This window comes from Thermincola sp. GK-1, from assembly GCF_059412445.1.
This window is the reverse complement of sequence record NZ_JBSQAT010000006.1, coordinates 116,306-140,730: the sequence shown is the minus strand read 5'-3', so window position 1 is coordinate 140,730 and position 24,425 is coordinate 116,306. Positions and strand designations below refer to the sequence as shown.

Here is a 24,425-nt window from a genome sequence, read left to right as displayed (position 1 = left end):
CAACTTCGCGTTTATTCTTTTCCTGATTTTAATTCTTCTTTTCTTCGGGGATGGGGTTTGGTAAAAAACAACCAAAGCTGTGTCTGATACCGCAAACAGAAAGGAGGGCCTGCGGATGATAAGAACTCAAGAGGTTGCTTGGGGTAACTTTGCTTTTATCCTCTTCTTGATTCTGATTCTCCTTTTCTTCGGCGATGGCGTATGGTAAAATTAAAGTCATAGCTAATACTGAATTGACACCGCTTCCTGAGTCCTTAGGGGCGGTGTTTATTTTTTATGAAATATCGTTTTTTACGAAAAATGGGCTGCTCGGGAATATAAAAATATGGTATTATAAAACAAGAGAGAACGTGAAAAAATGCACAAGCTTAGAAAGGAGTGTCCAGGGTGAGTATGGAAGAGACTGTCGGCATCATCGAAGAAATACGCAAAGTCTATCCCCAAAAGTTTGTTTCAGAAGAAAAGGTATTTAGCCATATCCGCCCCGGAGACCGGATTTTTATCGGTACGGCTTGCGGGGAGCCCCAGTTCCTGGTGCAGGCTTTGGTCAGTTATGTGCAGAAACATCCCAAGGCCTTTTGTGATACGGAAGTGCTGCATGTCTGGACTCTCGGCGTGGCCCCTTATACAGATAATAAGTTCCGGGATTATTTCCGCCATAACTCCTTTTTTATCGGCAGTAATACCAGAAATGCAGTTAACCAGGGGGTGGCTGATTATACGCCGGTATTTTTATCGGAAGTGCCGGGTTTGATCAGGCGCGGGATAACACCCATTGACGTGGCCTTGATCCAGACCTCCCTGCCCGACAAACACGGGTACATGAGCCTCGGAATAAGTGTGGATATTGTCAAGGAAGCTGTTAAAGCCGCTTCGGTGGTAATAGCTCAGGTAAACTCTTATATGCCCAGAGTGCATGGCGATACCTTTGTACACATCAGGGACGTGGATTTTATTATCCCGTTTAATGAGCCGCTGCTTGAGTATAATGCCAGGGTTTCCGATGAAATTGCCATGCGCATTGGCAAATATGTGGCCCGTATTGTGGAAGACGGTGACACCATCCAGGTGGGGTACGGCAGCATACCGAACGCGGTCTTAACCTGCCTGCGGGATAAAAAACACCTGGGCGTACATACGGAGCTGTTGACAGACGGGATAGTGAAGCTGATGAAAGCCGGAGTTATTGATAACAGTAGGAAGACAATCGACCGGAATAAGACGGTGGCCGCTTTTTGCATGGGGAAAAGAGAAACTTACGAATACATCCACGATAATCCCGCTATTGAGTTTCGCACCGTTGACTATACCAACAACCCTCTAGTGATAGCCAGAAATTATAAAATGACAGCTATCAACAGTGTTTTGGGCATTGATTTAACGGGACAAGCTACTGCGGAATCCATTGGCCGGACTTTTTACAGTGGGATTGGGGGACAGGCCGATTTTATGCGGGGCGCTTGTTTGTCGCCGGGTGGCAAAACAATTTTAGCGCTGCAGTCTACAGCGAATAATGGAACTGTATCCAGGATCGTTCCTTTTCTATTTGAAGGGGCAGGGGTGACCACTACCCGGGGGGATGTTCACTATGTAGTCACAGAGTACGGCATTGCCTATTTGCACGGCAAAAACATCCGTGAGCGGGCTATGGCTCTGATTTCCATTGCTCATCCCAAATTCAGGCCCTGGCTGGTTGAAAAAGCCAAAAAGTTAAACCTGATATATAAAGACCAGGCCTTTATATCCGGGGAAAGAGGAGAATATCCGGAAGAATTGGAAACCTACCGGACTACCAAAAAAGGTTTAACGTTGTTGCTTAGACCGGTAAAAATAAGTGATGAACCGTTATTGAAGGAATTCTTCTATTCCCTTTCCGAACAAAGCATGTACAATCGTTTTATTTCCTGGCGCAGAAGTATGCCCCATGAACATCTTCAGCAATTTGTGGTAGTGGATTATACCAACGATATGATAATTCTGGCCGTTTTGAAAGAGGGGCATAAAGAAACAGTGGTTGGTATGGGCCAATACGGTGTGGATGAACATTCTCTTGCGGCAGAAGTTGCCTTTGTCGTTAGGGACGAATACCAGAACCAGGGGGTATGCACCGAACTGATGTCTTACCTGACTTATCTGGCCAAGAAACAGGGTATTGCTTATTTTACAGCGGAGGTATTACTTGATAATATACCAATGCTCCATTTGTTTGAAAAAATGGGTTTTGATATGGAACGGAAAAGTTCAGACGGAGTATATGAATTGAAAATGGCTTTGAAAGGGCAAGAGGAGGTTGAGTGATTCTCCCCTGCCGGCGAACCACGGTTTGTACCGTGGTTTTTCTTTGACATTTCTGATAAACTAGGTATGATGATAAGTGATTGGCCTTTGCTTAAGGAGGTTATGATCCGATGAACCGCCAGCACCTGGAATTATTTAAAACTGTCGCTGAGAAAAAGAGCTTTTCCAAGGCGTCTGAGGCTTTGCATATTAGTCAGCCTGCCATTTCCCAGCAAATTAATGCCCTTGAAGAGTACCTGGGCGTTAAGCTTTTAAACCGCACGACCAGAAAAGTAACCCTGACCGAAGAAGGCAAAATACTTTACCAATATGCCATTCAGATCTGTAAACTTTTTGACGATGCTGAACGGGCCCTTAGCGAATTCACCGGCGTGGTGAAAGGGACGCTGACGATTGGAGCCAGCCTGACGATCGGAGAATATTTGCTGCCTAATATAATTGGCGCTTTTAAGGTGGAGTACCCGCAAGTTCAGATTATACTGGACGTTTTTAATACAAAGCATATCGTACGCCGCCTGCTGGAACAAAATATTGATGTAGGTCTGGTGGAAGGACCGGTAAATAACGATGACTTATCGGTGGAGCCTATAATGGAGGATGAACTTTGTGTTATAGTGAGCCAAAAGCATTCGCTGGCCGGACGAAATTCCGTATCTCTGGAGGAATTGGCATGTTTTCCTTTTGTACTGCGTGAAAAAGGGTCCGGCACCCGGGAAGTGATGGAGGAAGCCTTGCGCAATGCCGGGTGGGACCCTAAAGAAATGCTGATAAATTTGGAATTGGGCAGTACAGAAGCTGTTAAGGCGGCAGTGGAAGCAAACCTGGGTATATCTATTCTGTCCAAACGTACAGTGCAAAAAGAATTGCAGTTAAATTCGCTGAAACTGCTGGCTATAGATGGGTTGAAAATAATAAGAAAATTTTATGTAGTCTATAATCCCAAAAGGCATCGCACCCCTGCGGTGGAACACTTCCTAAATTTTATTGCCGGGCTCAACCTGTCATGATTTTTTTTTTGGGTGATTTGGGTTTTAAGGGCTAAAATCTAAAGTGGGTGACCAGCACGAAGCCCAGTGCAGAAAGGACCACTGAACCGCAGAAGCCAATAGCAAAAGATTTTATACCCAAGCGCCGGAAAGAGGAAATATCCACATTTAAACCCAAAGCAGCCATAGCCATGGTTAATAAAAAGATACTTAGGTTTAAAATGAAAGCTATAACCTGATGGGGAAGAATACCTGTCGTATTGATAATGCTAACTCCCAGGAAACCGAAGATGAACCAGGGAATAGGCAAGTTGCGAAGGCCGGGTTTCTGACCGGTGGCTTGTTTTCTGTTGAACAGGAGGCCAATAACCAGGACGGCGGGGGCCAATAAAGCGACCCTGCCCAATTTCACCAACACAGCAATGTCCGTTGCCGTGGCGCCGGCTGGTTGGGCAGCGGCAACTACGTGAGCCAGTTCATGCAAAGTGGACCCGGCAAAAATGCCGTACAGACGCCCAGCCATTACTCCGGCTTTTAACAGAAAAGTATATACCACCGTGCCGATAGTGCCCAGCAGGGCTACAATGGCCACGGAAATAGCCGTTTGTTCTTCTGTTGCATCTACTACCGGAGCGGCAGCGGCTACGGCAGCGGCGCCACAGACCCCTGTTCCAACTCCGGTGAGCAGAGCCATTTTTTTATCCACCTGCATTTGCCTGCCAAGGAAGTATATAAAGATTATGGCAAAGGTGATTACAGTAATGTCCAGCAGTACAATCCGGGGCCCGGCCGAAATGATATCATCGATATTCAACCTCACACCCATGAGAATTATTCCCAGTCGCAGAATTATTTTTGCTGTAAAGTCGATACCCGTTTTTGCCTCCAGAGGTACGTTCATAACTGCCCGCCAGGTGATTCCCAGCAAAATGGCGGTAACCATGGTCCCCATTACGGAGACATAAGGGAAAGTCACAATTTTTTGTGCCACCACACTTAATACCAGTGTTAATGCGATGCCCTGCAGGTACCCCGTTGGCCTGGGTTGAAGCAAGGAAATACTGTTTCTCCCGGAGTTTTCATATGTTTGCATTATCGGAACACCTCCAACATTAATAATTAACACTAATATGTCGGGAAAAATAAAAATAGGCCTTAACTATCTGGCCTAAGTATATCATGGAAAAAATGAAATATGAAATTCGAATTCACCATAAGTTTTATAATGAGTACTTATAAATTCCGTTTCGTTATTGCTAAAATAAATTTAACTTTAATAACAAGGGCATCAGCGCCAGGGTAAGTACTTCGATGCATTCGTTCATGGCTCCAAGGGTGTCGCCGGTGACGCCCCCGATTTTTTTATTTATATATCGTCCTAAAAGTACGGACCCGGCAAAGGCACAGGCTGTCAGGATGAAGCCGGGCAGGTTGAGCAGAAAAAGGCCCGCTATAATTACCGTTACAGATGCCCAGGCCAGTTCCCGCTTGCCAACCAGGTCGGTGAATGTGCCCGTCCCTCCACCTGAACGGGCATAATCGTAAACGGCGGAGCCATAAACCAGGGACCAGCGCCCCAGGGCCGGAACAAGGACAAGGCCGGCCAGTTTCGCGTCAGGCGGAATTTGGCCCAGCAGTATGAATTTAAACAACAGGTCAAGGCAACCGGCGATTACGCCATGGGAACCGACCCGGCTGTCTTTCATAATTTCCAGTATCCGGTCTTTAGGTTTGCCGCTAAAAAATCCGTCGGCTGTGTCCATCAGCGCGTCGGTATGCATATTGCCGGTTATAAATACGGTAAAAGCCACGGCGAAAAGGTCACAAACAGGTGGGCTGAAAAACTGGGACAGGATAATATAGACTGCCGCAGTGAGTATGCCTAATAGCAGCCCCACTACCGGATAATAGGCCATCGAACGGGCGAGGTTTTTTTCTTCCACATTTCCGCGAACGGTCACCGGGATTCTGGTTAAAAACTGCAGGGCCAGCAAAAATTCCACTATTGTCACGTCTCCTATACTGTTTTGAATGAAACGTTAATGTTCAACTATTTCGCCAGCCAGCGGCTAATTCCTTTACTCAACTTTTAGTTTTAATACTTATTTTCACTGTCTGTAACGGTGAAATAATCGTTGCATCGTAACGACAGTGAAGGCTTGAAATCGCTGTTTCCGGCACGGACGCCTCAATCCCGAGGACGTAATTATTTAAACCGCAGAATCCACAGAGAATCCACTTAGTAATTTTCTTGTTCGGCTTTTTCTCGGTTTTTCTCTGTGTTCTCTGAGTCCTTTGTGGTAGATGGTTGCTGGCCGTAACCTCGGAGCAACGGTTACTTCACTATACAGCGGCATTTATAACTACTGACTTTTGAAAATAATATGAGCCATTGAGTTCGGGAACGCTGTCTGAACGGCAAGGGTTTGCAGCACCAAGCTCCCGGGTAGCGGAGACACCTTCCTACCCTGCCGCCATTCTCCAGCATAAAGCTCCTTGGTAGTGGAGAACCCCACCCACCCTTCACGGCTACCTGCAACTATAGAATGCTGAATACTTTACTTTTCGAAAGACTTTAAGTTGACGGCTATTCTGGAAGTTAAATCTTTGATTTTTTCCCAGTTACTTGACTCCACTTCTATTTCAAATGCGGTGTCGGAGGCCTCTATTTCTATTTCTGTTTTTATTTCTGTTTTTATTTCGGCTTCCGGCTCTTTTGCTGACAGGGCAGGACCTGCTTTGGATTTTTCGTTCAAAATTTCTGTTTTAACGAGTTTGACTTCATCGGATTTATACTCTTTTACCTCAAATCCTTCTTCATCAATCAGGTATTTCAAGAGGCACAACAGAGTTTTTGCACTGACCTGTTTTTTAATTTTTATTTTTCCTTCAAACTTGATTTTCATCATGGTACCACCTCGCCGTATATAATATGAGGCTGTAATATTATATGAGGCTACGGCAAAAATTAATAACTGTAGAAGTCAGTTAAAACAAAATGCATCCTAAAACAAAGGGAGTATTATTAAAAACACGCAGAATGCCTTGCCAGAACCTCTGCGAGAACTTCAGCGGGGGCTTTTTCAATAAACCGGGCCTTCCGGGAGGTATAGTCGACAGCTTTTACTTGCTCCACCATGATGTAGCCGGAAATTTTTTTGCATCCTTCAGTTTTCACGTAAAGGGGGTAATTTCTTTTTGTGGATGTAATAGGGCATACTATTGTAAGGCCGGTCTGTTTGTTGAAGAAGTCATTGCTAATTACCAAAGCGGGCCTTTTTCCCATCTGTTCGTGTCCCGACTGAGGAGTGAAATTTAACCATATAATGTCCCCTTGGGCCGGAGTATAAGTTGTCATCTTACCACTCCTCCCTGCCCACCGGCGGACCCCATTCCTCTTCTTCGGGAGTATGTTCAGCTTTATAATCTGCAAAGAGTTCTTGAATGGTGTATTTTTTTTCCTTTTTCCTGGCACGGCGGATAATTATTTTGCCGTACTCCGCAATTAATTCAACTTCGTCGTCTTCCTTAATGGAAGCAATGGCAAGAAGCTGTTTGGGAATTCTGATTCCCTGGCTGTTACCCCATTTTTGAATTTTTGCCATCATAATAAACCAACTCCGTGTAATAGATTATAGAGCCCATCGTGTATATACATAGTATATACTTTATTTCTAATAGTGTCAATGCGCCGGTCAACCATGTAAAACAAGCCAGTTTAACACATATGGTATGTATTGGTTTGCGTTTTCATTTTATGATATCCGGGTATGCTGGAAACACGATAATAAAAGGAGGAGGATGCATTATGTTACCGCTTGGTTCAGAACAACGCCCCATTGTAGTGAAAGTTAATTCCGAGGAAAAAGCGACAGCCCATAAAGCCTTGCGCCGCGAGGCTTTATGGTTTTTTGGGGGGAAATGGATATGTTTCCGTGGACGGGGAACTAACCGGTCATACCCGTGATGGAACTACGGTGAACTAAAAAATGAAGATGAGGTTACCAAAAAAACTTGACAGTATCCTCTTTGTTGCCGCTGTTGTATTTTACGAAGAATATTGCTATAATAATAACAGCAAAAAGGAAAGGAGATTTATTATGCCTAACATTAAGCCGATTTCCGATTTAAGGAATTACAATGAAGTGTTGCGTTGCATAGAGGAGGGTTCCCCGGTCTTTTTAACAAAAAATGGCCGTGGCCGCTATGTGGTTATGGATATGCAGGAATATGAAAAAATGCAGGCAAAATTAAAATTGCTTACTGAACTGGCTAAAGGTGAAAAGGCAGGGCGGGAAAATGGATGGCTAACCATTGATGAACTGGAAGCATCCCTGGGGGTAACGAATGGTTAATCTTAAAATCTCGCCCAAAGCGCAAAAGGATATGCTGGAGATCAAAGAATATATCTCCGAGGAATTAGGTAATCCTACAGCAGCAACGAATATGCTGGCCAAAATCACCAAACGATTCAGAGATCTTATGGAATTCCCGTTGATTGGAGCGCCCTTGTCCTCTGTTATTAAAATTGAAACAAGCTATCGTTACCTTGTGTGTGGGCAATATACAGCTTTTTACCGTTATGAAAATGATACTGTATATGTGGACAGAGTGCTATATGGCAGACGAGATTTTATGCGAATCCTCTTTGGGGATGCTGCAGAGGAAGAAGACAACTGATTGAAAGATGCGAACCCCAAATACGCGTGCTACTGCAGCAAAGTTACAGAAGAACAAGTTGTTGATGCCGTACTTAAGCATGGAGCGAAAACGGCGCAAGAAGTAAATGACATTACCGGAGCGCTGAAAAATTTCAACAGGTTTCAGGTGTGCTATCGGCAAGGCCGACTATCAGGCCAAGGGAGTGATATACCTGCCCGAACAGGCTAGGTATTCCTATCTCCTGAAACTGCCGGAAGGCAAGATTCTGCTGTGGCAACATTGTCCATTGATATGTATGAGAAAATCTCATCCATATCATCAACTGCTACCGGAGTATATTTAATCTTATTCCTTTGCGGCATCGATCTTCCTCCGCATTCTTGCCATGACTTCATCATGTTCAATCAATTGTTCACCTTCAGCAATCTGCTTTTCTGCAACCAGCAACTTGGATTGTAATTTAATGCGGGCCTCCATGCGTCGAAATGCCTCCGGGAAGACACCCTGAGAGTGATAGAGGAACAGGCCGACCGCCTGCTTGAGGTAGAAGGCATCGGACAAAAACGGGTGGAAATGATCAAAAAAGCATGGCAGGAACAGAAGGAAATCAAGAATGTGATGCTGTTCTTACAGAGCCACGGGGTATCAGCCTCTTATGCTGTGAAGATATATAAAACCTATGGGAACGAAAGTATCAATATAGTCAAAACCAATCCTTTCCGTCTGGCAGATGATATCTGGGGTATCGGCTTTAAAACAGCCGACAAGATTGCCCGGCAGCTTGGCTTTGACAAAAACTCTTATGAGCGCTGCCGCTCAGGGCTCATCTGTGTGTTGAACGAACTGGCCAATGAAGGACACTGCTTTGCCGTACGGGAGCAACTGGTGTCCGAAACGGTCAGGATGCTGGAACTTGAGGAGTCACTGGTTGAATCTACCATTGACAGGATGGTCGAGGAAAAGTGGGTTATTCCCGATGAAAACAACGCTGTTTATCTTCCGCCGTTCTATTTCAGCGAAACCGGCACTGCCAAAAGAATCAAAGAAATTCTGGCCGTTCAGGCCCCCAAACGGGCAGTGGATATAGAACGGGTCATCAAAGAGGTGCAGGCGGAATGCGGTATCACTTATGATGAAGTCCAGTTGGAAGCTATCAAGACAGCGGTTACATCCAAGTTCATGGTCCTGACAGGCGGTCCCGGAACCGGGAAAACCACTGCCACTCTTGCCATCATCAGGGTATTTCAGAAACTGGGCGCTTCATGTATACTGGCAGCCCCCACCGGGAGGGCGGCCAAAAGATTGTCCGAGACCACCGGCATGGAAGCCAAAACCATCCACCGGCTGCTGTGTGGACCAGCTTCCGTCGGTGGGCGCCGGTAATGTCCTGAAAGATATTATTGATTCCGGAACCGTACCTGTGGTCCGGCTGACCAGGATTTTCCGCCAGGCCATGGGCAGCGATACCATGAAGTGATTCAATTTTTAGTTCACTGTATTGCTACCGCGGGTATGACCGTTTACTCCGGTGTCCCAGGGCGACATCCAGTCATCTAAGCTGTTAAGCTCCGAGCAAGCCGGTATCCCCGAACTTGACGGCTCACCGGGTATTCCTTATATGATGGCCGCCTCCCGTTTCGCTATTACTGTCAGCGAAACTTCCCGGCGGCCCTCGCCGTCTGCGGACATGCGGGGACTCCCCGGTTTGCTGCTCTCCGCTTTACAGCTAGATTCCTGACGATGCCGCCCAGGGGAAGCCCTCCGCAAACGGTCATATCCGCTCTGATATTATGGTTAAAATTTTCCGTTTGGTAACTTTAAGGGAAATGTGTTATAATAAAAGAAAGAACGTTCGGTCGGTATGGAGGGGATGGCTTTGGTAAGGGAAACTGTTTTAAAAGCGGAAAAGAGACAGGCCGGCACAGAGCTGAAGGATAAGATTTTCAAAGCTGCCCAAAGGCTTTTTGTAGAAAAGGGATACCACAGTACCAGTATTCCCGACATTGTAAAAGAGGCGGGAGTTAGCACGGGGGCTATATATCATCATTATTCCAGCAAGGAGGAACTGGCCAGGGAAATTCATAAAACTGCCGTGCAGCAATTTCTCGCAAATTTTAATGAACAGGTTAGAACGCAAAAATCAACTTATGCAAAAATCCGGGCTTATACAAGCTTAATGTTCCGGTGGACTGAACAGGACCCGGTCATGGTCCAATATCTGCTCTACGGGCGACCGAAGGAAATACTGGTGAGGAACCTGACCGTATGTTCCGAAGAAGGTTTGCAAGCTACGAGGGAAATGGTCGAACAGGGAATGGAAGCGGGCGAAATTAAAACCATGAATCCGTGTCTTGCTTCAGCCATTATTTCAGGTACCCTTATGAGGATGATTGAACTCAGACTGGACGGGTTAATCGAACATCCGCTGGAAGAATTTATTGAAGCGGCAGCTAACAACATCTGGTTGGCCCTTAAGGCTTAGGGGGGATTATAATGATAAAACCCGCCCTGTATATAATCAGCCGGCAGACGCTTTTACGACAGGCCTTGAGCCATTTATTATCAGGCAGTAACCGGTTTCGGGAAATTAATGGAAGCGTTTGCTTCAGTGAAAGCCGGTTAAAAGCCGGCGCCCTTGAAGAAAATACCTGGTTCATCATTGACGCGGAGTTGCCGGATTATGAAATTCAAGAGTTACTCCTTCTGGCAAATAGGGGCGGCGGCCGGGTAATTATTTTGGGAAGCAGTTATAATGCCAAAAGAATTATTGAACTGATGCCGCTCAAGGCTGACGGATATTTGACAACGGATTCGCCGCAGGACGAACTGTTTGCCATACTGGAAAAAGTGGAATCCGGCGGGCCGGTGATAGCTGACAGTTTAATTCCCGATATGATGAACAGGCTTTCTGCTTCTTTACAGGTGAAGCCGGAAAAAGAAATTCTGCTGACGCCCAGGGAGCAAGAGATATTGGAACTGCTGGCCCAAGGGTACACAAATGGCCAGATTGCCAAAAAGCTTATAATCAGCGTAAATACAGTAAAAAACCATGTGCACAACATTCTTGAAAAGCTGGGGGTTTCTAACCGGGCAAAACTGGTTTCTTATGCCATGAGCAGAGGCCTTGTTAGCGTGTTGTTAGTGGCTTTGGTTATTACATTGCTGATATCCATTAATACATCGGTATGTTAATTTTAGTTTAAAGATAGACCGAAAGGACTAGTTAAAACTAGTCCTTTTTATATGAGGAAAAATAAATAGTTAGGTTCATTACAGCAGTGGACAGGTAGGGTATAATTAAACCGAATGAATAATCGTTCTGTTTTTGTGTTTGTGGTCACAAATTAAAAGGAGGGAGTTTTATGGGACAAAAAGAGTTGCCGGGGGCTTTAAAGAAGAAGTTGGAAGAGCTTTTCGGAGACCGCGTACGGTTCAATAAAGTGGAACGGTTGGTTTACTCCCACGACATGGGGGTTTTGCCGTCCCAGGTGATGAAGCTTATTGATACTATGCCCGATGCTGTTGCCCAACCGGTTTCTGAAAAGGAGGTAATAGCCGCAACCAATCTGGCCAGGGAATTTAGTTGGCCGTTGATTCCGCGGGGTAGCGGCACGAGCGGATTTGGCGGTGCGCTGCCGACCCGGGGAGGGATTGTCCTTGATTTTGTACGGATGAACAGGATCATTGCGGTTGATGAGCATAATTTAACGGTAACGGTGGAGCCGGGCGTTGTTTGGGGGGACTTGCAGGAGTACCTGCAGGCCAAAGGGTTTGATCTCAGGTTATATCCTTCCAGTACACCGTCGGCTACCGTTGCCGGATGGGTTGCCCAGGGGGGCAGCGGTTACGGGAGCTTTGAATATGGTTTCTGCGGGGAGAACATCGTATCTGTTGACGTTGTTACAACCGAAGGAATTACCAGGTCTTACGCGGGAGAAGAACTTAAATTTGTCAACGGCCTTTGCGGGATTACCGGAATCATAACGAAGGTAACCGTTAAAATAAAGGAAAAAGACGAAGATGTTGTAGTTTTGGCTGCTTTTGATAAACTCAATGATGCTGCCGAAGCTCTGCGGATGATTAGACAGCAGGCTCTACCTCTGTGGTCGGCAACTATGTCTACTCCCGCCTATATCAGGTTAAAGCAGAAAGCATCCCAGCACATTGTGCTGCCGGAGGACAGGTATTTCCTGCTCTTTGTTTATCCAAAGACAAGAAGAACAACTGTTGAAATGGCCTTGAAAGGAATTATTGCTTCCTGCCATGGCGAATTAATGCGGGAAGCCCTGGCCAGGGAAGAATGGAACGAACGATTTTACCCGATGCGTTTTAAAAAGCTTGGGCCTACCTTGATTGCCACGGAAGTTATAGTTCCCATAGACAGGCTTTCGGAATTTGTTTCCGAAGTGGAAAGGAAATACAAAGGGGAATTTGCCCTGGAAGGCACCATGATTCATAACGATAAAATATCGATTTTGGGCTTTATGTTATCTGATGAGAGAAAAGCCGGTTTCCCGCTGGCTTATACCAATTCCCTGACTGTCATTGAAATAGGTGAAAAGCTGGGAGGCAGAGTATTTACCCTGGGACTGTATTTCGCTGACAAAGCAAAAGATGTTTTAGGTGAAAACCTGGTCAATGAGATCTGGGCTTATAAACAAAAGATTGACCCGCAGGGTATCTTAAACCCCGGAAAAATAATTCCGAGTTCTCTCGATAAAAATTCACCGGCCAAAACTCTCAGCAAAGCCATGTCCCTGGCTAATGCCGGGAAAGGTTTAATAGGCCTGGCCGGTAAATTCATGAACAAAGTACAGGGTGACGACTTTGCATCACCGTTGAGCCCACAGATTACCAACGATACCTTTGCCTGCGCACTCTGCGGTTATTGCCGGAACACCTGTACCGTTTTTGACGCCGTTCCCTGGGAGAGCAATTCTCCTCGGGGTAAATACTACCTGCTGACCCAGTATATCAAGGGGAACATACAGTTGGACGAAGAAGTGTCGAAGGCCTTATTTTCCTGCACCACCTGTGCGAAATGCGATAAGGTCTGCCAGATTCAGGCCCATAACGCCCATAACTGGATGTCCCTCAGACCCTGTTTCCATGCTAATGGCCTTGAAAATACAGGTTTGGCCGGCGTGAGAGAAAATGTGTTAAAGACAGGCAATTTCTGGGGTGTTCCGGCCGACCAGAAATTTAAGTGGTTGGATGTTCCTACTCTTAAAAAGGGCAAGATTGCATACTGGGCCGGGTGTTGGGCCAATATAGTCATGCCTAATATGCCCAGGAATATCACGCGGATTTTCAACAAGATCGGGGTAGAATTCGTTCATTTCGGAGAAGGAGAAACCTGCTGTGGCCTGTACCTGGCTTTGGGGGGCTACATGGACGATTTCACCCGACTGGTTAAGAAAAACCTGGAGATGTTTAAAGAAGCCGGCATTGAGACCATGGTCTTCTCCTGCCCGGGCTGTTTTGCTACCTTCTCTGAAAACTATCCGGCCATCGCCCAGCAGTTGGGTATGGAATGCAATATTAAATTCCGCCATGTCACTGTATTCCTGAGCGAACTTATTAACCAGGGCAAATTAAAATTTGACCGTCCTGTGAACTGTAAAGTAACCTATCATGATTCCTGCCATGTGGGCCGCTGGTTCGGACATTACGAAGAACCACGCAGTGTCATTAAGGCAATTCCGGGTGTGGAGCTGGTGGAAATGCCGCATAACCGGGAAAACGCCCTCTGCTGTGGGCTGGTATCGGCCTTTGATTCACTGCCTACTGTTCAACATGCGGGCATAAAGAGGGTCAGTGAAGCTGAAGGGACCGGCGCCGATTTCCTGATCACAAACTGTGCGGGATGCGGTTCCCAGTTTAATGCCACCAGTTGCGCCATGCAGACCAGGGTACGCCAGAAAGACTTTACAGACCTTGTGGCGGAAGCCCTTGGTATTGAAACGGAAGACCCGACGGAAAATATAGGCAGGTTCATGGGGGCGGCTGTAGAGATGCTGCAGACAAGTGCCATGGTGAAAAAGAGATAAAAGGGCAGTGAAAAAACTAATAGGTTTCCAGGGTGCCGACAAAAGTTATTCTACAAGGTATGGGGAGGTTACATGTTTGTAAAATCATTTAACCTCCCCTTTTTCTGTAATGTATCTTTGACTTAAATCTGAAGAAAGACCTCATTAATTTCTTTTTCAAATTGCCGGACAATAGCCTCTGTCTGTTCTTTATCCCACTGCTTTCCTCTTTCCAGGGTCTCCAGAGCATTTTCGAAAATGTCGATTAACAGCCTGTTAATCCGAGCATATTTTTCGCGGGCATTCTCCGGTTCCGGGACTTTACCGCCCCAGATTCCGGCCATACGGTTAAAGAGGTAATTGGTAACCTGCCGCATCAAGTCAGCAAGTACCGCCACCTGTGTATCGGCAAATAATGCTACCCCTTCATAAGAGGAATTTCTCTCAAGCTGCAGCCGTCCCTGCTGTTGCAGGTGCTGAAAAGCCGGAGTGCCTTTTAACACAATCTGGTGGTGGTACAGGACATTGGCCGTAACAGGCAGGTTATGCAGCAGGTCATTTCTCAGGAGAAATTCAAAATTACCCCTGATATCTTCCAGGGTCGAATCAGGCTCAAACATGATAAAACCGACATTGGGTTCCAGCCCGTTTTTCCGGAGGATGCGGATGGCTTCTTCGTTCTGGGCCACAGTCGTCATTTTATTCATTCTTTTCAGCGAACTGTCCTTGCCGCTTTCCAGGCCAATCAGGATATGCCGCAGACCGGCTTCCCGCAGTGCGGCTATGGTTTCGTCATGAATATCATTTACCCGCCCTTCAATACCAAAGCGAATTTGGCGTGGTTTCAAGAGGGCGGCCAAGCGCAGCGCCCGTTCCTGGCCTCTTTGGCCCGGGCCGAAGAAATTGGGGTCTGTAAAATAGAAATCCCTGACACCCCGTTCGGCAATAATTCCGTCTATCTCCGCCACGATATTATCGGGGCTGCGTCCCCGCCAGCGGGACCCGGCGCCATAGAAAGGATTGATATAACAAAAAGTGCATCTCCCATAGCAGCCCCGGCTTCCCTGCAGGTTTACCTCCGGCAGGCGGTACATGGCTTCGGTACGTACCGGGGGAGGGAGCCGGTCTAAGTCTGCCAGCACTTCGCGCCGCCGGTATTGAACGCCGGTACTGTCTCGTACGGCCAGTCCCGGCAAATTGACAGGGCTAACCCGGCAGGAGAGGGCTTCCGCCAATTCGACAAAAGTTATCTCGTGCTCGCCTACAATGACCGAATCAATGGCCGGACACTCCTGTAAAATATCGGTATAGGCGATGGTGGGGTAGAACCCGTAAGCTGTTATATAAGAAGTAAGTCCGGCGTTTTTGACTTGCTCCAAAAAACCGTAGAGGGCCCGGTCAGTTTGCCAGTGGTAGACCATATGAACGCCTAAGACGTCAGGTTTCCAGGCGCTTACTATGTTTTCAATTTCAGCGTAAGAAAGTTTGTCCAGGTACCCTTCCACAATTTCTACTTCATGCCCCCTGCTGTTTAACATGGCGGCGGCATAGCCGGAAAGCAGGCATGACGACAAGGGGGTATTGGCAATATCGTTACAACGTTCCGGCTCAATACTTCGCGGGTGTTCCAGCAACAGTATTTTCATTTGAATGTGTCACCTCCTGCCACATAAATACGTTTCTGGCTAATTGGATAGTTTCCAGCTTATACCGGAACCGGTCAAAGGGTTGCGGGTTATAATATGTAGGGTAGAGTAGGTCGGTATCCGGACCTATGACCCCTTGGGCCCGGGCCATTTTTTCAATGGGTGTGCCCGGTAGAATGCGGATATTGTTCAATACCACCGTCCCCAAATTCCTGCGCTTGCTGTGTATCTCGTAGATTTTTTCCAGGAAATCTATACTTTTTCGGCAGGTTCTTTCTGTTTCCCCGGGGACATTAACCATAAAATGGTATACGGTGGTAATCCCTGTCTGCGCTGCCAATCTGGCAGCCTTCAAAATGTCCGCTTCATTTAGGTTTTTCTGCAAAATATCCAAGGCTTCCTGGCAAAGGCCGTCCGGTGAAAAAGAAAAACACTCACAGCCGGCTTTTGCAAACAGTGCTATATTTTTTTCATTCAGTTGGTCTTCCCGCATGAATCCGTCCCAGCGCACCGCCAGTTTTCTGCGAATTAATTCGTGACATATTTCTTCCAGGTGGCCCTGGGGAATGTTCAGGACGGGGTCAGTAAAGTGGAAACTTGTAATACCGTACTCTTTATGTAAAACCTCTATCTCGTCTACAACGGCTTTGGGCGGTCGGCACCGCAATTTCCTGCCCTGTAATTTCGGATAAACACAATAGGCGCAGTTAAAGGGGCATCCCCGCTTTGTTTCAATACCGATGGCCGGAACGTAGCTGTTTATATCCAGATAAAGGGATGGATTAAGCAGTTGGCGATACGGCGGGATGTAGTTTGCCATATCGAACTCGCGGGAAGGAGGGGTAACCCGTATTCCTTTCCCTTCCCGCAGGCAGAGCCCCGGTAATGGAGGAGGGTTATCCAGATTATCAAGCAGCGCCGGGAAAGTAACTTCCGCCTCGCCGACAACACCGTAATCTATTTCCGGCAGTTCAAGCATAAGCCGTTCCGGAAAGAGGGAAAATCCGGTGCCGCCGGCAATAATCCTGGCTTGCGGCAGGACAGCAGCAATAAGCCGTACCGCAACGACAAAAGGGGGAATGAGGGAACTGGTTTTATTGGCCAGGGGATCTATATTTCTCAGAGATATCCCCACCACATCGGGCCGGAAAGCCAAAAGCCTCTCCTTAACGGCTCCGAATGGGTCAACTTCCAGATTCATATCCACTAAATCCACCTGATGTCCACCCTGTTGCAGTTGACCGGCCAGGGTGACTATGCCAATGGGGTAGACCTTTTCCTGGGAAACCCCTTCGACAGAAAGCGCCTGGATCATCAAAACACGCATGTTCATCACTCCAATAATAATAAGGCAAAATATGTTACAAAATCATTTTTGTCTTGCAATACCTCCAGATGAAAACCTGCCCGCCTGACTGTGGCAAAGACATCGATGCCGGCTCCTTCCATGGAAGGCCTGGCATCCCTGGTATTCCGGCATTTTCCGTCAGTAGCACAGGAATCGCACAGCGAGCATGGCCCCGCCCAGAAAACGAAGGCTTTATGGAAACCAGCTTTAAAAGCTTCCCTTTCAGCCCGGAGTACACGACGCTGAAAATCCCTTGTTGGAGGCTGACCTTTTAAAAGTAAGGCCCGGCTATAATCTTTCAATAAATCCCTGGTTTTTTGCGGAGGCAAGCTATTCGGCGGGCAATGGCCTTTGCCGTAACCGCTGCAGCCAAACCGGCATTTCAGGTCGGCCCAGTCAGTAACATGTACCATGTCTGTCGAAACAGGGCAGACGTCATCAAACCCCAGGGTTTTTATAGAGGACACTAATCGGTCTACAGGTTGGAGGTGTAACCTGGCCAGGGCTCTTTTATTTTTGCTGGCGATAATTAAGGCGGTATCTGTTTTTAATGGAATAAGCTCTGTCTTGTAAAGATTCAGCCGGGCAAGTTCCTGCATGACCCATTCACAGGAAAATACCTTTCCGTTATATGTATTGATGAACATATTTAAATCAAAAAGGGCTGCTTTTTCCGGGCAATGTTCCAGGAAAAAGTCATGAATGACCAGCAAACCGTCGGTTTTCAGACAATCGGAAGCCCTTTGCAGGATACCGGTAATCTCCTTTTCTGAATAGGCATGAATAATGTTGGAAAGAATAACCAGGTCAAAACCGGCTGTGTCTACGGGCCAGTCTTCCAAAATATTGGTTGGACAAAAGGTTATCCTTTCAACCAGTTTTTCAGCCTGCATAAATTCCTGCGTGCAGCTCAGCACTTCGGGCAGGTCCAGCAGGGTAGCGGTCATGGCCGGGAAGCGTTTCAGAAAACCTGCTGCAATAGCTCCTGAACCGGCCCCTACATCAAGGATTTTCCCGCTCATAGAAAGACCTGCAAAAAAAGGCATGATTTCCTGTACCTTGGTTCTGGCCACCCGGTCCATGGCGCTGATATACATCCTGATCCGGTGGGCCCGCTGTGCCGGGTCTTCTTCGGATGCCCCGTAATTGACCCTGCCCCCGGTCCGGAGGCAGCTTGCCAGGTCCTGCCAATGGGAGACCAGGTATTTTCGCCACAAGATGGAATCTCCCTGGTAATTCTCTTTACCTGCCACCAGATATTCACTGGCAAGTCCGGTATTATAATATTTTTCTCCGTAATTAATTAGCAGTCCCATGGCGCACAGGGCCTGCAGAAATCTTTCCATTCCCGCCGGCCTGCAATTCAGGATTTCCGAAATTTCTTCTACGGACTTGCCTCCCCGCTCAATATGAGTGAAAATGTCCAGTTCAACGGCCGTAAAGAGGACTTCAGAAAACCAGTACCCTGTGGCCAGGTCTTCCAGGTATTGCGGACCTGGCCTATTCGCCCCTTGGTGCATCTGGGGTCACCCCGGCATCTTCAAAAGTAAGCATTTTCCCGATAACCTGCGCGGCCGATTCCACGATATTCATGGCTAGGGCTCCTCCGGTACCTTCGCCCAGGCGGAGGTTAAGGTTGAGCAGGGGCTGCAAACCCAATTCCCTCAGCATGTGCCGGTGCCCGTACTCCATGGATTGGTGAGCCGCAATCATATAATCCACCGATGCCGGGGCCAGCTTTTTGGCCAGCAGTGCCCCGGCGGAGGAGATAAACCCGTCTACTACCACGGGGATTTTGTGGTAGGCCGCCCCCAGAATCACCCCGGCAATTCCGCCGATTTCAAAGCCGCCTACTTTGGCTAGCACATCCACCGGGTCATTCGGGTCAGGCCGGTTTATCTCCAGAGCCCTTTGAATTGTACGAGCCTTGTTCTTTAAAACTTCGTCAGTGATACCTGTACCCCGGCCCGTTACTTCCTCTGCCGGTAATCCGGAAAAGGCAGCCAATATAGCGCTGCTGGGAGTGGTATTGCCAATGCCCATGTCCCCCGTGGCAAGCAATTCCACCCCTTCCCGGATTAATTTCTCGGCCACATCAATACCTGCCTCCAGCGCCTGTACGGCCTGTTCCCGGCTCATGGCCGGGCCTTTTGCCATATTGCGGGTACCGTAATCCACTTTGTAAGAAAGAATCTTTCCTGCTGCTACCAGGTCGGTCAAGTCAGCGGCCACCCCCATATCCACCACATATACCCGGGCCCCGGCCACTTCTGCCAGGACATTGATGGCTGCCCCGCCGGCCACAAAATTAGCTACCATCTGGGGGGTTACTTCCGGTGGGAAAGCGCTTACCCCTTCTGCCACTACACCATGGTCGCCGGCCATGGTAACCACGGCCTTGTGCCTGACTGAAGGTTCCAGAGTTTCCCGGATAGCGGCCAACTGTTCTGCCAAATTCAAAAGCTCGCCCAGGCTGCCGCGGGGAATGGCCAGTTTATCCAGGTAGGTCCTGGCTTTCTGCCGCCACTCCATGCTTACAGGCGTAATTCCTTGAACTACTTTTTCCAATTTCAAAGCCATTCCAGTTACACTCCTTACTATTGAGTTTGCTTAACCTTTATGAGACTGAAATCATAAAATTTGTAATGTTACCAGGGCTAACACTTCAATTACCTCTGTCATGGCGCCCAGGGTATCGCCGGTTACCCCGCCGATTTTTGCTGAAATGAATCTGCTCAGAATAGCAGTACATGTAAGAACAACTCCTGCCAAAATAAGGCCTTTTATACCAAGCATGATTATAACAGCAGCCAAAACAGTTACAGACGCCCAGCACATTTCCCTGGTGCCCACAAACCGGGTGAAACCTCCGGTGCCCCCATTATTCCTGGCGTAAGGGTAAAGGGTAGCGCCGTATACTTGCGGCCAGCGACCCAGTGCCGGCACTAAAATAAGCGCCGTAATTTTGGCGACCGGGGGAATCTGGCTCAGCAGCACAAACTTGGCCAGTAAAAGGAGGCAGCCGGCCATGACCCCATGGGAACCGACCCGGCTATCTTTCATAATTTCCAGGATTTTTTCCCGGGATTTACCGCTGAAAAAACCGTCTGCGGCGTCCATAAGGGCATCTCCATGCATATTGCCCGTTATAATAACCAGAAATGCAACGACAAAAAGGTCACATGTAGGGTTGGGGAAGGCATGTGACAAAACTGTATAAAAACCTGCCGCCAGAGTGCCCAAAAGTAATCCGACAGCCGGGAACCAGGCCATGGAACGGGCAAGGTCTTTTTCGGTTACTTCACTCCGTATGGTGACCGGTATTCTGGTAAGAAACTGCAGGGCTAACAAAAAATGCATCCCAACAACTCCTATCGGGGTAAAGTCGAGTTGTGTAACAAGTGTGCCTGAAAATTAACCCCGAGTGTTTATCCTGTGATACCAAAATATTTGGCTGCAAACTGGGCGGCACATTCAGGCCCGCAAACTGCACATTCATGGTCTCCCAAATTGTCCAGGGCCAATTTTGTTTTTTCAGGATCGAGGGAATGACGAATTTGCCCCTCTGTTTCAAGGACTACCCGTGCCCTGGCCATTTGTAGGTCCTCTTCCCAGGCCATTTTATTGCCCCGGGCCAGGTCGGCGGCATGAGCGGCAATACGCATTGCGATGACGCCGTCTTTGACATCCTGTTCCAATGGCAATCCCAAATGTTCGGCAGGAGTAACATAGCACAGGAAATCAGCTCCGGCTGCGCCTGCCAATGCCCCGCCAATAGACGCGGTAATATGGTCATATCCCGGCGCTATGTCCGTGGCTAACAATCCCAGCAAGTAATAAGGGGCTCCGTTACACAAACGTTTTTGCAGTAAAACAGTGGTTTTTACATGGTGCATAGGAACATGCCCCGGTCCTTCTACCATTACTTGCACTCCGGCGGCCTGGGCCCGGGCTACTAGTTCCCCGGCCACCATAAGCCCTTGCAGTTGGGCGGCATCCAGTGAATCTGCCGTGCAACCGGGACGGATGGCATCGCCGACGCTTAGTGTGACATCATATTTTTTGCAAATTTCCAGTACCCGGTCAAATTGTTCATATAAAGGGTTTTCCCGGTTATTGTGCAGCATCCAGCCTGTCAAAAATGCCCCTCCCCGGCTGACTACATCAGTGACACGCCCGGTGGACTGCAGCCGCCGGATAACGTCAAAATTCAAAGCTGCATGAATGGCCATAAAATCTATGCCATCGGCCGCATGTTTTTCGATGGCCTCAAACATATCCTCCGGTTCCATGGCCACGATACTCCCACGCTTTTCGATGGCTTCGATGGCTGCCTGGTAAATAGGCACACTGCCAACGGGAACGTTAGCGGTGGACAGAGTATAGCGCCGCATGGCGTCAATATCTCCGCCGGTGCTCAAATCCATGAATGAATCGCACCCGGCCTTTTCGGCAACAGTTAACTTTCTTGCCTCCATTTCTGGGTCTGACCGGTCGCTGGACGTGCCGATTAATGCGTTGACTTTAATCCGCAGGCCTGCCCCGATTCCACAGCCGCTGAATTTTTTCCGCAGTTTGTTTTTCGGAATAACAATTTTTCCGGTGGCTACTCCTTCCTGAATAAACTTCACATCAAGATTCTCTTTGGCAGCTACCAACTCCATTTCCGGTGTAATTTTGCCCGCACGGGCAGCTAACACCTGGGTCATAATTATCATCCTTTCTTTTGGACACATGTAGATTTAGATATGTTTAATTAGAAATTATCCTAACAACTGGTTTTGGCTGTTCCCAAATACTCGGCTACTACTTCCATAGCGCAGTATTTACCACACATTGCGCATGCCGATGAGGAATCGTCGCTTCTTTCTTTTCTGATCTGTCGGGCTCGCTGGGGGTCAATAGCCAGAGCCATTTGTTTCTCCCAATCCAATTCTTTTCTGGCCCGTGAAAGATCTCTGTCCCATTTAACCGCCTCCGGCATACCTTTGGCCAAATCAGCAGCATGAGCCGCTATCCGGGCAGCTATTACACCTTCCCGTACCTGGTCAATATCAGGCAGGCCCAAGTGTTCGGAAGCTGTTACATAGCAAATGAACTCAGCCCCTGCCCAGGCGCTGATAGCCCCGCCGATGGCGGCGCTGATGTGGTCATAACCGGCGGCTATGTCTGTGACCAGGGGGCCGAAAACAAAATATGGGGCGCCTTTGCACAGGCTCTTTTGTAAGGTGACCGTTGCTTTAAGGTGGTTCAGGGGAACGTGGCCGGGACCTTTAACCATGACCTGAACGCCGGCTTCCCTGGCTCGTCTCACAAGTTCCCCCAGTACCACCAACTCCTGAACCTGAGGCCCATCCAGCGAATCAGCCAGGCAGCCGGGCCGCATTCCGTCAGCCAGGCTGATGGTTACATCATATTTACGGGCAATTTCCAGCACTCTATCGTAGTTTTCATACAGGGGATTTTCCTTGTTGTTATACAGCATCCATCCAATAAGATGAGAGCCACCGTAACTGACTAACGGATCAATCCGGCCTTCTTTTTTGGCCCGTTCTACAATGCTCATGGTAGTGCCGCAATGCAGGGCGAGGAAGTCAACTCCATCGGCGGCCTGGCGTTCAATAACTTCAAACAGTTCTTCGACTTCCATCCTGAGGGATGAACCGTGTTTTCTACCGGCTTCGGCCACGGCCTGGTAAAAGGGAAGCGTACCCAATGGGGTTGGAGTGGCGGCAAGGGCCTCCCGCCGCATGGCATCTATGTCCCCGCTTACACTGAGGTCCATGATGGAGTCGGTTCCCGCTTCCACTGCTGTTTTGATTTTGGCCACTTCCGTATCAATAGTGGCTTTTTCCCCATATAAACCTACGCTGGCGCTGACCTTTGTTTTTAGTCCGGCTCCGATCCCGGCAGGGATAATGTTGCGGCGGTTAATGTTGCGGGGGATTACGATTGTCCCGTTGGCCACTCCCTGCCGTATAAATTCGGGAGTAACACCTTCTCTATCAGCAACCTGTTCCATTTCGGGCGTGATTACCCCGTTTAAAGCTTTTATCAACTGGGTCACAACAAATCTCCTCCTTAAAACATAATTTCTCATTCTTCAAATTGCAGTGGTTTTACAGGTACAGCCGCACTCCTAAATTTTAAGAGTACCCGGTACACCAGCGCGCTGACGACAAGGCTAAGGAAGTAGCTGATATCGGCATGGCCAAGATATTTTTCGGCCAGGGGACCTACATACAGCACAGAACTCATAAAAGGAACGGACACAATCACTCCGATCACAAAGGCAGTAATGCCGGCCCAACCGTTTGTGGTACTGTTCTGCGCCAAACCGCTCCGGTAATAAAAGAAATCGCTGAGGACCACCCCCAGCCACGGGGCAATCCAGTAGGAGAGAAGAAGCAGGAAGTTTTTATATGTATCGGCTAATTGCCCACCACCGAAGGAAACCAATAAAGCTCCTATACCTCCACACACTATAGCGGATGTCCAGCGTTTCAGAGGAATACCCATGGCCAGAGCTGCCAGGCCGCCACTGTAAATGGCCATGGAATTGACGGGGAATATGCTTAAAATGACGGTAATCAGGGCCGGTATTGTAAACACGCCCATCAATTTGGCAAAGAAATCCATGGGCCCGGCATGCATGCCTAATGTGGCTGTTAAGGCGCCAAGTATTTCCAGCCAAATACAAACTGTTAAAGCTCCCAGGTAAGAGGCCAGCCAAACCTTTTTCCCGGATGTATTTTCGGGAAGATACCGGGAATAATCGGAACCAATGGGGCAGTAACTGATCTGATATGAGAAGGCTATAGCTACGGCAAGTATAAATATACCCAGATTAAATTCACCGTTACTCGCGGCTGATTGACTTAAAAGCGCGGGCAGGTTCTGTACAGATATTACTGTCATAATTATGAAAAGTATACCAATTATAATAGACATCCAGTGGGCAAAGGTATGGATGAAATTATAACCGTAAACGGCAATTAACAGGGTGGCTATAGTGAGAATCAGCAATGCAGAGTGATAACCTAAAGGTAAAATTTTTTGTAGCGCCATGGCAGCTAGCACTAAATTTACAGCCAACCAGCCAATGTTATTGACCAGGTTAAGAAAAGATAATCCAAAAACTCCGATTTTGCCAAAAGCCCTTTTGCTGGCCGGGATAAGAGGTTGGCCTGTTACGGGTCCCACGACCGAGGTCAGGCCAAGAAAGGCGGCTCCCAACAGGTTGCCTATAATAATCGCTAAAATAGCATGCTTAAGTGATAAGCCAAATTCAATCCCCAAAAAGCCGGTGAACCAGGTAACTACGTTTAAGTTGATGGCAAACCAGATGGTAAACATCTGTCTTGCCCGGCCGTGACGCTCTTCTCTGGGAATTGGCTCAATCCCGTAAGGTTCCACCTCCAGTACTTTTTCCTGATAAGCTGCTTCTGACATAAAC

25 protein-coding genes and 1 pseudogene are annotated in these 24,425 nt (G+C 47.9%); 11 read left to right on the top strand and 15 right to left on the bottom strand.

Annotated features, from left to right (window positions below; translation table 11 throughout):
* Positions 1–393: 393 nt before the first annotated feature.
* Positions 394–2,298, top strand: a complete 1,905-nt coding sequence (locus ACSNJE_RS07875; protein WP_495252415.1) for a GNAT family N-acetyltransferase — start codon at positions 394–396, stop codon at positions 2,296–2,298.
* 110 nt (positions 2,299–2,408) lie between these two features.
* A complete protein-coding gene (locus tag ACSNJE_RS07870) occupies positions 2,409–3,305 on the top strand; it encodes a selenium metabolism-associated LysR family transcriptional regulator (RefSeq protein WP_013119430.1) in 897 nt (298 codons plus the stop codon).
* Positions 3,306–3,336: 31 nt separating this feature from the next.
* Here the strand turns inward: ACSNJE_RS07870 and ACSNJE_RS07865 are convergent, their stop codons facing one another.
* From ACSNJE_RS07865 to ACSNJE_RS07845, 5 genes are all read right to left on the bottom strand, one after another.
* A complete protein-coding gene (locus ACSNJE_RS07865) occupies positions 3,337–4,377 on the bottom strand; it encodes a YeiH family protein (RefSeq protein ID WP_013119431.1) in 1,041 nt (346 codons plus the stop codon).
* Between the two features lie 163 nt (positions 4,378–4,540).
* Positions 4,541–5,287, bottom strand: a complete 747-nt coding sequence (gene cobS, locus ACSNJE_RS07860; protein ID WP_495252396.1) for an adenosylcobinamide-GDP ribazoletransferase — start codon at positions 5,285–5,287, stop codon at positions 4,541–4,543.
* A gap of 555 nt (positions 5,288–5,842) precedes the next feature.
* On the bottom strand, positions 5,843–6,190 hold the full coding sequence (locus ACSNJE_RS07855; RefSeq protein WP_013119433.1) for a hypothetical protein: 348 nt from the start codon (positions 6,188–6,190) through the stop codon (positions 5,843–5,845).
* A 119-nt stretch (positions 6,191–6,309) separates the two neighbouring features.
* On the bottom strand, positions 6,310–6,642 hold the full coding sequence (locus tag ACSNJE_RS07850; RefSeq protein WP_495252395.1) for a type II toxin-antitoxin system PemK/MazF family toxin: 333 nt from the start codon (positions 6,640–6,642) through the stop codon (positions 6,310–6,312).
* 1 nt (position 6,643) lies between these two features.
* Positions 6,644–6,892, bottom strand: a complete 249-nt coding sequence (locus ACSNJE_RS07845) for an AbrB/MazE/SpoVT family DNA-binding domain-containing protein (protein ID WP_052219011.1) — start codon at positions 6,890–6,892, stop codon at positions 6,644–6,646.
* A gap of 200 nt (positions 6,893–7,092) precedes the next feature.
* Here ACSNJE_RS07845 and ACSNJE_RS07840 point away from each other — a divergent pair, with 200 nt between their 5' ends.
* The 4 genes and pseudogenes from ACSNJE_RS07840 to ACSNJE_RS07825 form a co-directional block, all read left to right on the top strand.
* Positions 7,093–7,251, top strand: coding sequence for a hypothetical protein (locus ACSNJE_RS07840; protein WP_495252394.1), 159 nt, complete (start codon positions 7,093–7,095; stop codon positions 7,249–7,251).
* 133 nt (positions 7,252–7,384) lie between these two features.
* On the top strand, positions 7,385–7,639 hold the full coding sequence (locus tag ACSNJE_RS07835; RefSeq protein ID WP_013119436.1) for a type II toxin-antitoxin system prevent-host-death family antitoxin: 255 nt from the start codon (positions 7,385–7,387) through the stop codon (positions 7,637–7,639).
* A complete protein-coding gene (locus tag ACSNJE_RS07830) occupies positions 7,632–7,964 on the top strand; it encodes a type II toxin-antitoxin system RelE/ParE family toxin (RefSeq protein WP_474660514.1) in 333 nt (110 codons plus the stop codon). Before ACSNJE_RS07835 ends, ACSNJE_RS07830 begins: the two co-directional genes overlap by 8 nt.
* 3 nt (positions 7,965–7,967) lie before the next feature.
* A pseudogene (locus ACSNJE_RS07825) lies at positions 7,968–8,096 on the top strand ((2Fe-2S)-binding protein); the annotation flags it as partial.
* 74 nt (positions 8,097–8,170) lie between these two features.
* On the opposite strand, the gene ACSNJE_RS07820 reads toward ACSNJE_RS07825, so the two are convergent.
* Together ACSNJE_RS07820 and ACSNJE_RS07815 are read right to left on the bottom strand one after the other, a co-directional pair.
* The gene (locus ACSNJE_RS07820; RefSeq protein ID WP_495252393.1) at positions 8,171–8,308 is read right to left on the bottom strand and encodes a hypothetical protein; all 138 of its coding nucleotides are present in this window, start codon (positions 8,306–8,308) and stop codon (positions 8,171–8,173) included.
* A complete protein-coding gene (locus ACSNJE_RS07815) occupies positions 8,292–8,423 on the bottom strand; it encodes a hypothetical protein (RefSeq protein WP_495252392.1) in 132 nt (43 codons plus the stop codon). The genes ACSNJE_RS07820 and ACSNJE_RS07815 overlap by 17 nt, the downstream gene beginning before the upstream one ends.
* A 33-nt stretch (positions 8,424–8,456) precedes the next feature.
* Here ACSNJE_RS07815 and ACSNJE_RS07810 point away from each other — a divergent pair, with 33 nt between their 5' ends.
* The 5 genes from ACSNJE_RS07810 (at position 8,457) to ACSNJE_RS07790 (ending at position 13,996) form a co-directional block, all read left to right on the top strand.
* Entirely contained in the window at positions 8,457–9,329 is an 873-nt protein-coding gene (locus ACSNJE_RS07810; protein WP_495252391.1) for a helix-hairpin-helix domain-containing protein, read from the top strand.
* Positions 9,298–9,423: a hypothetical protein gene (locus ACSNJE_RS07805; RefSeq protein ID WP_495252390.1), complete on the top strand. Its 126-nt coding sequence runs from the start codon at positions 9,298–9,300 to the stop codon at positions 9,421–9,423. Before ACSNJE_RS07810 ends, ACSNJE_RS07805 begins: the two co-directional genes overlap by 32 nt.
* A gap of 399 nt (positions 9,424–9,822) precedes the next feature.
* Positions 9,823–10,428: a TetR/AcrR family transcriptional regulator gene (locus ACSNJE_RS07800; RefSeq protein WP_013119442.1), complete on the top strand. Its 606-nt coding sequence runs from the start codon at positions 9,823–9,825 to the stop codon at positions 10,426–10,428.
* A gap of 11 nt (positions 10,429–10,439) precedes the next feature.
* The gene (locus ACSNJE_RS07795) at positions 10,440–11,138 is read left to right on the top strand and encodes a response regulator transcription factor (protein WP_013119443.1); all 699 of its coding nucleotides are present in this window, start codon (positions 10,440–10,442) and stop codon (positions 11,136–11,138) included.
* A 170-nt stretch (positions 11,139–11,308) separates the two neighbouring features.
* Positions 11,309–13,996, top strand: coding sequence for an FAD-binding and (Fe-S)-binding domain-containing protein (locus ACSNJE_RS07790; protein WP_495252389.1), 2,688 nt, complete (start codon positions 11,309–11,311; stop codon positions 13,994–13,996).
* Positions 13,997–14,118: 122 nt separating this feature from the next.
* On the opposite strand, the gene ACSNJE_RS07785 is transcribed toward ACSNJE_RS07790, so the two are convergent.
* From ACSNJE_RS07785 to ACSNJE_RS07750, 8 genes are all read right to left on the bottom strand, one after another.
* Positions 14,119–15,621 carry a B12-binding domain-containing radical SAM protein gene (locus ACSNJE_RS07785; protein WP_495252388.1) on the bottom strand — a complete coding sequence of 501 codons (1,503 nt, stop codon included), beginning with the start codon at positions 15,619–15,621 and terminating at the stop codon, positions 14,119–14,121.
* Positions 15,584–16,948: a B12 lower ligand biosynthesis radical SAM protein BzaD gene (gene bzaD, locus ACSNJE_RS07780; protein ID WP_495252387.1), complete on the bottom strand. Its 1,365-nt coding sequence runs from the start codon at positions 16,946–16,948 to the stop codon at positions 15,584–15,586. Before bzaD ends, ACSNJE_RS07785 begins: the two co-directional genes overlap by 38 nt.
* 5 nt (positions 16,949–16,953) lie before the next feature.
* The gene (locus ACSNJE_RS07775; protein WP_495252386.1) at positions 16,954–18,489 is read right to left on the bottom strand and encodes a DUF2284 domain-containing protein; all 1,536 of its coding nucleotides are present in this window, start codon (positions 18,487–18,489) and stop codon (positions 16,954–16,956) included.
* Positions 18,470–19,549: a nicotinate-nucleotide--dimethylbenzimidazole phosphoribosyltransferase gene (cobT, locus tag ACSNJE_RS07770; protein ID WP_474774466.1), complete on the bottom strand. Its 1,080-nt coding sequence runs from the start codon at positions 19,547–19,549 to the stop codon at positions 18,470–18,472. Before cobT ends, ACSNJE_RS07775 begins: the two co-directional genes overlap by 20 nt.
* 51 nt (positions 19,550–19,600) lie before the next feature.
* Positions 19,601–20,329: an adenosylcobinamide-GDP ribazoletransferase gene (gene cobS, locus ACSNJE_RS07765; RefSeq protein WP_474774465.1), complete on the bottom strand. Its 729-nt coding sequence runs from the start codon at positions 20,327–20,329 to the stop codon at positions 19,601–19,603.
* Positions 20,330–20,397: 68 nt separating this feature from the next.
* Positions 20,398–21,678, bottom strand: coding sequence for a B12 lower ligand biosynthesis ThiC-like protein BzaB (gene bzaB / locus ACSNJE_RS07760; RefSeq protein WP_474774464.1), 1,281 nt, complete (start codon positions 21,676–21,678; stop codon positions 20,398–20,400).
* Between the two features lie 59 nt (positions 21,679–21,737).
* Positions 21,738–23,036, bottom strand: a complete 1,299-nt coding sequence (thiC, locus tag ACSNJE_RS07755; protein WP_495252385.1) for a phosphomethylpyrimidine synthase ThiC — start codon at positions 23,034–23,036, stop codon at positions 21,738–21,740.
* Between the two features lie 29 nt (positions 23,037–23,065).
* Positions 23,066–24,421, bottom strand: a complete 1,356-nt coding sequence (locus ACSNJE_RS07750; RefSeq protein WP_474774462.1) for a purine-cytosine permease family protein — start codon at positions 24,419–24,421, stop codon at positions 23,066–23,068.
* Between the last annotated feature and the right edge of the window lie 4 nt (positions 24,422–24,425).